This window comes from Kribbella sp., from assembly GCF_035655035.1.
In the GTDB taxonomy this organism is placed as follows: Bacteria; Actinomycetota; Actinomycetes; order Propionibacteriales; family Kribbellaceae; genus Kribbella.
Map to the genome: position 1 here is coordinate 1 of NZ_DASRVN010000172.1, position 7,630 is coordinate 7,630.

Genomic DNA, 7,630 nt, shown 5'->3' on the forward strand with positions numbered 1-7,630 from the left:
GTCGGGGCCGACCGCGTTGTACGCCCCGGGGCGCGCGTCGGTGATCAGCTGGGTGATGAGGCGTGCCACGTCGCGGCTGTCGACCAACTGCAGCGGTGCCTCCGGCTTGGTGGGAAGCGCGACCCGCCCGCCGCGAGCACCCCGGCGGATCCAGTAGAGCGCCGTACCGGACGAGTCCCCGGGCCCCGTGACCCGGCCCGGCCGGATCAGCGTCGCCCGATCGCCGTACCGCTCCACGACGTCGTCCTCACACGCCACCTTGCACGGTCCGTACGTCTCGTTCGTCAGTACGTCGGCATCCCGCAGCGGCTCTCGCCGTGGCGCGGTCTCGTCCGTCCCGGCGGGCAGATCCCGCACGTACACCGCGTGACTCGACACGAACACGTACCGCCCGACCCGGTCCCCGAGCAGGTCCATCGCCTGGTCGACGTCGCGGGCCCGGAACCCGCTCAGGTCCACCACCGCGTCCCACTCGCCGGTCTTCAGCGCCGAGTAGTCGCCGCTCGCCCGATCCCCGACCAGTTGCGTGACTTCGGGCGGCAGCGGCGTACCGCTGACCCCCCGGCTGAACGACGCGACCTCCGCGCCCTGCTCGAGTGCGTCGTCCACGACCGCACGTCCGACAAAACCGTTCCCGCCCAGAATCAGAATCCGCACAACCGCCCAACCTAGCGCCGCACCCCCGCGACCGCGACCGGATTGATCGACAACCGAATGACCCTGTAACACGTCTGAACAGGTGAGGGAGCGGTCTGTACCGCACACTGGAGCAGAGAGGGTGTCTGAGAACCCTGCGCCTACTGCGGGGCACTCGGCACGGCACCTCGCCGCACCGAGCACCTCCTCGCGACGGCGCAGAGTTCTCAGACACCCTCTGAGGTGCGGATCGGGGACAGGGGAGCCGATGGGGAGTGCGCGCGCGACGGCGAGGCGGCCGCGGTCGATGCCGAAGTTGCTGGGGTTCACCCTGCTGGGCGCAGTGCTTCCAGGACTCGGACTGATCATCGGCGGGCGCCGGAAGCTCGGTGCGTTCGTGCTCACGGTGTTCCTCGCGCTGGTCGGGGTCGCGGCGTACGTCGGCCTGACCCGGCGCGACGAGGTCCTCGCGGCGGCCGTCGTACCGAGCCGGCTGCTGATCACGTCGGTACTGATCGCCGTGCTGGCCCTCCTGTGGATCATCGTCGTCGTCGGCTCGCACAGGTCGTTGCGCCCGGCAACGGGTGGTCGAGGCGGGCGGGTGACGGGCGCGCTGTTCGTCGGCGTGCTGTGTTTCGCGATCGCGGCGCCGGCGGCGATCGGCGTACAGACCGTGCTCGCGCAGCGGACGCTGGTGCAGGACGTGTTCCAGTCGCAAGGGGAGAGCAAGAGCGCGACCCGGCCGACGACCGTCAACGTGAAGGATCCGTGGGAGGACCGCCCGCGGTTGAATCTGCTGCTGCTCGGCGGTGACGACGCGCCGAGCCGCCAGGGGGTGCGGACCGACACGGTGATCGTCGCGAGCATCGACACCAAGACCGGGAACACCTCGCTGATCTCGATGCCGCGGAACCTGACGTTCATGCCGTTCCCGGCGGACTCGCCGCTGCACAAGTTCTACCCGGACGGGTTCGGCAAGGAAGGGCTGAGCCTGGACGGGCGGCTGGAGTGGATGCTGACCGCGATGTACCAGAACATCCCGGACGCGCACCCCGGCATCCTCGGCCCGTCCGACAACGAGGGCGCGGACGTGGTGAAGCAGTCGGTCGGCGAGGCGACCGGGCTGAAGATCGACTACTACCTGCAGGTGAACCTGCAGAGCTTCCCGGAGATCGTCGACGCGCTCGGCGGGATCACGGTGAACGTCAACGAGCGGGTCGCGATGGGCGGCATCAGCAGCTCGCACATCCCGCCGAAGGAATGGATCGAGCCGGGGCGGCGGCAGCACCTCGACGGGCGGCACGCGCTGTGGTTCGCGCGCGGGCGGTACGGCGCCGACGACGACCAGCGGCAGGTACGGCAGCGGTGCGTGATCAAGGCGATCGTGGACGCGGCCGACCCGCAGACGCTGGTCACGAAGTACAAGGCGATCGCCCGGGCGGGGCAGCACCTGCTCCGGACGGACATCCCGCAGGAGCTGCTGCCCGCGATGGTGCAGCTGGCCCTGAAGGTGAAGTCGGCAACCGTCTCGAACGTCACGCTCGACTCCGAGAAGCTCCGCCTGAAGTACCTGCACCCCGACTACGAGGCCCTCCGCGACACCGTCCAAGCAGCCATCAACTCGACCCCGGCCCCCGCCACCACCCCGGCCATCCCCAGCAGCGCGGTCACCCCGCGCAAGCCCACCACCACCACCACGACCAGCACCCCGCCCCCGGGCCCGACCCAGAACCTCGCCGACGCCTGCGCCTACCACCCCAGCGGCGACCAGCCGAACTGAGGCGTACCGAAGAACGGGTAATACTCCCGCCCAGCCCGTCCGGCCGAGCGCGGCTACCACTGATCACGCCGCCGTAGGCGGCACCACTACCCGTTCTTCGGTACCGGAGAAACTGGTCCGAGCCCGGGTGTCGATCCCGCGGCGCCCCACTCGACGTGTGGGTAAGTGGAAGAGCCATACGACGAGGAGCATCGATGCGCTACATGATCATCAACAAGGCCGACGCCGACAGCGAGGCGGGCAAGTTGCCGTCGGCGGAGGTGGGCGAAGCGGTCGGGAAGGTTGTCGAGGACCTGTCGAAGGCCGGTGTGCTGCTGTTCGCCGAGGGGGTGCACCGGAGTTCGCTGGGTGCCCGGGTGCGGGTCGACGGCGGGCAGCGGACCGTCACCGACGGGCCGTTCGCGGAGACCAAGGAACTGGTCGGCGGCATGATCGTCGTCGAGGTCCGCAACCGCGACGAGGCGATCGAGTGGGCGGCCCGGCTGGCGGAGGCGCTGCAGGGCGAGGTCGAGGTACGGCGGGTCGTCGAGGAGGCGGACTTCGGCCCGGATGCGGACGTGTTCGCGGGCTGATGTCCATTTCTGCCCCTCCCGTCCGTGGGAGGGGCATGAGCACATACGAGGTATCCGACGCAGACCTGTACTACGAAGTGCGCGGCAGCGGCCCGTTGGTGGTCCTGGTCGGCGCACCGATGGACGCGGACGCGTTCGCCCCGCTGGCCGACCTGCTGGCGCCCGACCACACCGTCCTGACCCTGGACCCGCGCGGCGTGAAGCGCAGCACCCTGGCCCCGGGCGGTACGTCGCGCCCGGAGCAGCGCGCCGACGACCTGGCCGCGCTGATCCGGCACGTCGACGCCGGCCCGGCCGTCGTCCTGGGGTCGAGTGGCGGTGCGGTCAGCGCGCTGGCGCTGGCGCAGTACCACCCGGACGTCGTACGGACGGTGATCGCGCACGAGCCGCCGCTGGACCGGCTGCTCCCGGACGCGGACGAACTGCTGGCGAAGTCCGAGAAGCTGATGGCCGGCTACCTGGCAGGGGACGTGGTCGGCGCCTGGAAGCAGTTCTTCCAGCTCGCGAACATCTACCTCCCCGACGACGTGGCCGAGATGATGTTCGGCGGCGACCGGGACCCGCAGCAGGTGGCGGCCGAGCGGTTCTGGTTCGGCCACGAGATGCGCGAGACCATCACCTGGCTCCCGGACGTCGCGAAGCTCCGCGAGGCCGACGTCATGATCGGGCTCGGCGAGGAGTCGACGGGCCAGCTCTGCGACCGTACGTCGACCGCGCTGGCGGGCCTGCTCGGTATCGAACCGACCCGCTTCCCGGGCGGTCACACCGGGTTCGCGGACGCCCCGGAACCGTTTGCGGCGGCCCTCCGTACGGTGCTGGGTGCCCGAGGTGAGACTCGCCCGTAGGCTGCTGGGGAGAGTATGTGAAGCTGGAGGTGTCCGGTGGGTGCGCAGGGTGTGAACGCGGTCGTGCCGGGCACCGGTCGGAGTGCCGCGTCGCCCGCGTGGCTACTTGACCTCAACCGTGGTTGAAGTTTCAAGCTGGTGTCGCTGAACCAGGACATCGGAGAGATATCGGCCCCCGCGGGGCCCCGACGAAGGAGCAGAGTTGACCACGTACACGCTTCCCGATCTTCCCTACGACTACAGCGCGCTCGCGCCGAGTATCGCCGGCGAGATCATGGAGCTGCACCACGACAAGCACCACGCGACCTACGTGAAGGGTCTGAACGACACCCTCGAGAAGCTGGCCGAGGCCCGCGAGAAGGGTGACTTCGGCGCGATCGTCGGGCTGGAGAAGACGCTGGCCTTCAACCTCGGCGGGCACGTCAACCACTCCATCTTCTGGAAGAACCTGTCGCCGGACGGCGGCGACAAGCCGGACGGCGAGCTGGGCGCCGCGATCGACGAGTTCTTCGGCTCGTTCGACGCGTTCCAGGCGAACTTCACCGCGAGCGCGACCACCATCCAGGGCTCCGGCTGGGCGATTCTCGGCTGGGACGCGCTGGGCGGCAAGCTGCTCATCCACCAGCTGTACGACCAGCAGGGCAACCTGCCGGCCGGGCAGATCCCGATCGCCATGCTGGACATGTGGGAGCACGCGTTCTACCTGCAGTACAAGAACGTGAAGCCCGACTACGTCAAGGCGTGGTGGAACGTCGTCAACTGGGCCGACGCGCAGGCCCGCTTCGACGCGGCCCGCTCCGGCGCCGCGGCGCTGATCACCGGCGCCTGACAACCCCCGGATCCCCAGGCCATCACAATCGGTCGCGTCCGCCCGGTTCCCGCTCAGCGGGGCCGGGCGGACGCGGTTGTGATGGCCTGGGGATCCGCATCAGCCACAGAAGTCCGCGATCACCGGAGCGATCGCCGAGGCCTTGATCATGTGGTTCTGGCCCGGTACTTCGGTGTGCCCGGCGCCCGGGACCGCGTCCGCGAGCGCGCGGGTCGACGCCTTCATCCAGGCCGGGCTCTTGCCGCCGTTCACCACCAGCACCGGCTGGTCGATCCCGGTCCACTGTGCCGCGTCCATCGGCTCGCCGAAGCAGTTCGTGCCGAGCACCTGGGCGTCGTACGGCAAGGTGTGCGCGATTGCCCGCATGGTCTTCCAGGCCGGCATCAGTTTCATCACCGTGACCAGGATCCCGGGCAGCCCGATGCCCTTGGTGAAGAAGTACTTGATCGCATCGTCCGGCCCGAGCGCGGTCAGGTCCGCGACCCAGGTCCGCGGGATCTGCTTGCGGCTGCCGTCTACGACGTACGGCGGCTCGAACGCGACCAGCTTCTCGACCGGCAACCCGGCCGCGGTGGCCCGGAGCGCGAGCGCCGCGCCGGACGACGAGCCGTAGACGTACGCCGACCCGCCGGCCGCCTCGAGGACCGCGGCCAGGTCCTCGAGCTCGCGGTCCACGGCGTACTCCCCGGTGTCGCCGGAGTCGCCGCGCCCGCGCCGGTCGTAGTTGTAGACCGTGAACCGGTCCGCGAGCGCCTCGGCGAGCTCGGGCATCGGGCCCTGCGCGCGGGAGCAGAGCGCGCCGTCGACGAGAACCAGGGCAGGCCCGGTCCCGCGCTGGTCGTAGGCGATCGTCGTACCGTCCTTGGACACTACGGTGTTCATCTCGTTCTCCTGTCTGGTGGCATCTTCACCCGTGCGTCGACAGTCCCCGGCCGGGTTCGACAGCGTGTGAGCTAGATCACACTCGGACGGGTTCGGTCGCGTAGCGTGGCCGCGGTTGGGTACCGGGTCAGCAGCCGAGCACGGGAGGCGAGCATGACTACGCGCCCAGAGATCGTCCGGCCGGATGCCGGATCCAACGGCCGCAGCGAGCACGTCGGTGTGCTGGTCAGTCAGCTGACCAGCGATCTGAGCCGGCTGGTTCGTGAGGAGCTGCAGCTGGCCAAGGCAGAGCTGAAGGACAAGGGCAAGGAGACCGGCGTCGGCGTCGGGCTGTTCGGCGGGGCCGGGATGGTCGCGCTCTACGGTGTCGGCGCGCTGGTCGCGGCGGCCATCCTCGGTCTGGCGTACGCCGTACCGGCCTGGTTGTCCGCGGTGATCGTCGCGGCGGTGCTGTTCGCGATCGCCGGGATCGCCGCGCTGCTCGGCAAGCGTCATGTCAGTCACGCAAGTCCGCCCGTTCCGCAGTCCGCTGTCGAGGGCGTCCACGACGATCTCGAAGCACTCAAGGGCCATCAGCCGGAAGGGAAGACCGTTCGATGACCACCAAGCCGACCAGGAACGCCGCACACCGCGAGCCGATCTCCGAGACCGAGGCGCTCCGCGTCGATCTGGAGCAGACCCGGCAGCATCTCGCGAACACCGTGCAGCAACTGAGCCAGCAGCTGAACGTCCCGCATCGCTTGAAGGAGACCGCGGGCCAGGCCGGCCACCGCGCGGCGGAAGTCGCCGGGCAGGCGGGTGACCGGATGAAGGACGTGCCGGCCAAGGTGAAGCAGATGCCGGCGATGAGCCGGCAGCACCCGAAGGCGACGGCCGTCGTCGGCGGCGCGGTTGCCGTGGGCGTCGGAGCCGCGGCCTGGATGGTCAAGCGGCACCGGTAGGTTCAGCAGGCGGCGGCGCGTTCCAGGAGGAGTTTGCGTTCGCGTTCGTTGCGGGTCAGCGCGGCGGCCTTCTCGAACTCGGCGCGGGCCTCGTCGAGGCGGCCGAGTTTGAACAGCAGGTCGCCGCGGACGCTCGGCAGCAGGTGGTAGTCCTTCAGCGACGGGTCGTCGGTGAGCAGGTCGACCGCCTGCAGCCCGCGTTCGGGGCCGAACGCCATCGAGATCGCGACCGCCTGGTTGAGTTCGACCACCGGTGACGGCGTGACCTGGGCGAGGACGGCGTACAGGCCGGCGATCCGGGCCCAGTCGGTGTCCTCGGGGTCGGCGGCGCGCGCGTGGCAGGCGGCGATCGCGGCCTGCAGGAGGTACGGGCCGGGTGGTTTCTCCAGCGCCCAGGCGCGGTCGATGCCCTCCAGACCGCGGCGGATCAGCAGCCGGTCCCAGCGGCGGCGGTCCTGCTCGAGCAGCAGCACCGGGTCGCCGTCGGGGCCGGTACGGGCGTTCGCGCGGGAGGACTGCAGCTCCATCAGCGCGAGCAGTCCGAGTACTTCGGGTTCGGTCGGCATCAGCTCGACGAGCAGCCGGCCGAGCCGCATCGCCTCGTTGCACAGCGCCGGGCGCATCCAGTCGTCGCCGGCGGTCGCGGAGTACCCCTCGTTGTAGATCAGGTACACGACCTCGAGGACGGACTGCAGCCGGTCCAGCAGCTCCGGGCCGGACGGTACCTCGAACTCGACGCCGGCCTTCGCCAGGTTGCGCTTGGCGCGGACGATGCGCTGCGCAATCGTCGGCTCCGGGGCGAGGAAAGCCCGCGCGATCTCGTCGGTTTTCAGGCCGCCGAGCAGCTTCAGCGTCAGCGTGACGCGGGCGTCCATGGTGAGGACCGGGTGACAGGCGGTGAACACCAGCCGGAGCAGGTCGTCCTCGATGTGGTCCTCGAGGATCGCCTCCACGTCGTCCTCGACCGAGTCGCCGTCGATCTCCAGCTCGTGACCCATCTCGGCGAGCTTGCGCTGGTAGGTCTCCTTGCGCCGGATCAGGTCGATCGCCCGGCGCTTCGCGATCGCCATCAGCCAGGCGCCCGGATTCTTCGGTACGCCGGACTGCGGCCACTGCTCCAGCGCCGCCACCAGCGCGTCCTGCGC

The 7,630-nt window shown here is 69.9% G+C and carries 9 protein-coding genes; 6 read left to right on the top strand and 3 right to left on the bottom strand.

Translation table 11 applies throughout. The annotated features are described in order from the left end of the window. Window positions 1-657, bottom strand: a 657-nt coding sequence (locus VFF46_RS10210) for an NAD-dependent epimerase/dehydratase family protein (RefSeq protein ID WP_325036821.1), incomplete at its 3' end; no start/stop codon positions are given. Between the two features lie 286 nt (window positions 658-943). Here VFF46_RS10210 and VFF46_RS10215 point away from each other — a divergent pair. The 4 genes from VFF46_RS10215 to VFF46_RS10230 all read left to right on the top strand — a co-directional run bounded on the left by VFF46_RS10215 (window position 944) and on the right by VFF46_RS10230 (window position 4,662). Next, window positions 944-2,416 (top strand): LCP family protein, encoded by a 1,473-nt coding sequence (locus VFF46_RS10215; RefSeq protein WP_325036822.1) that lies wholly within the window; start codon window positions 944-946, stop codon window positions 2,414-2,416. A 194-nt stretch (window positions 2,417-2,610) separates the two neighbouring features. Continuing rightward, window positions 2,611-2,988, top strand: a complete 378-nt coding sequence (locus tag VFF46_RS10220) for a YciI family protein (RefSeq protein ID WP_325036823.1) — start codon at window positions 2,611-2,613, stop codon at window positions 2,986-2,988. Between the two features lie 35 nt (window positions 2,989-3,023). Next, the gene (locus VFF46_RS10225) at window positions 3,024-3,833 is read left to right on the top strand and encodes an alpha/beta hydrolase (RefSeq protein WP_325036824.1); all 810 of its coding nucleotides are present in this window, start codon (window positions 3,024-3,026) and stop codon (window positions 3,831-3,833) included. A 202-nt stretch (window positions 3,834-4,035) separates the two neighbouring features. Then, window positions 4,036-4,662, top strand: coding sequence for a superoxide dismutase (locus VFF46_RS10230; RefSeq protein WP_325036825.1), 627 nt, complete (start codon window positions 4,036-4,038; stop codon window positions 4,660-4,662). Between the two features lie 99 nt (window positions 4,663-4,761). Here the strand turns inward: VFF46_RS10230 and VFF46_RS10235 are convergent, their stop codons facing one another. Then, window positions 4,762-5,544, bottom strand: a complete 783-nt coding sequence (locus VFF46_RS10235) for an alpha/beta hydrolase (protein ID WP_325036826.1) — start codon at window positions 5,542-5,544, stop codon at window positions 4,762-4,764. 153 nt (window positions 5,545-5,697) lie between these two features. On the opposite strand from VFF46_RS10235, the gene VFF46_RS10240 reads away from it, so the two are divergent. Next, the gene (locus VFF46_RS10240) at window positions 5,698-6,144 is read left to right on the top strand and encodes a phage holin family protein (RefSeq protein ID WP_325036827.1); all 447 of its coding nucleotides are present in this window, start codon (window positions 5,698-5,700) and stop codon (window positions 6,142-6,144) included. Further along, complete coding sequence (locus VFF46_RS10245; RefSeq protein ID WP_325036828.1) at window positions 6,141-6,485, top strand: DUF3618 domain-containing protein; 345 nt, start codon at window positions 6,141-6,143, stop codon at window positions 6,483-6,485. The genes VFF46_RS10240 and VFF46_RS10245 overlap by 4 nt, the downstream gene beginning before the upstream one ends. A gap of 2 nt (window positions 6,486-6,487) precedes the next feature. Here the strand turns inward: VFF46_RS10245 and VFF46_RS10250 are convergent. Beyond that, on the bottom strand, window positions 6,488-7,630 hold a 1,143-nt coding region (locus VFF46_RS10250; protein ID WP_325036829.1), incomplete at its 5' end, for an RNA polymerase sigma factor.

Bases quoted from the DNA above. Each gene is read 5' to 3' on its own strand.
- VFF46_RS10225 (WP_325036824.1), top strand. From the start codon at position 3,024: ATGAGCACATACGAGGTATCCGACGCAGACCTGTACTACGAAGTGCGC.
- VFF46_RS10240 (WP_325036827.1), top strand. From the start codon at position 5,698: ATGACTACGCGCCCAGAGATCGTCCGGCCGGATGCCGGATCCAACGGC.
- VFF46_RS10215 (WP_325036822.1), top strand. From the start codon at position 944: ATGCCGAAGTTGCTGGGGTTCACCCTGCTGGGCGCAGTGCTTCCAGGA.
- VFF46_RS10245 (WP_325036828.1), top strand. From the start codon at position 6,141: ATGACCACCAAGCCGACCAGGAACGCCGCACACCGCGAGCCGATCTCC.
- VFF46_RS10220 (WP_325036823.1), top strand. From the start codon at position 2,611: ATGCGCTACATGATCATCAACAAGGCCGACGCCGACAGCGAGGCGGGC.
- VFF46_RS10235 (WP_325036826.1), bottom strand. From the start codon at position 5,544: ATGAACACCGTAGTGTCCAAGGACGGTACGACGATCGCCTACGACCAG.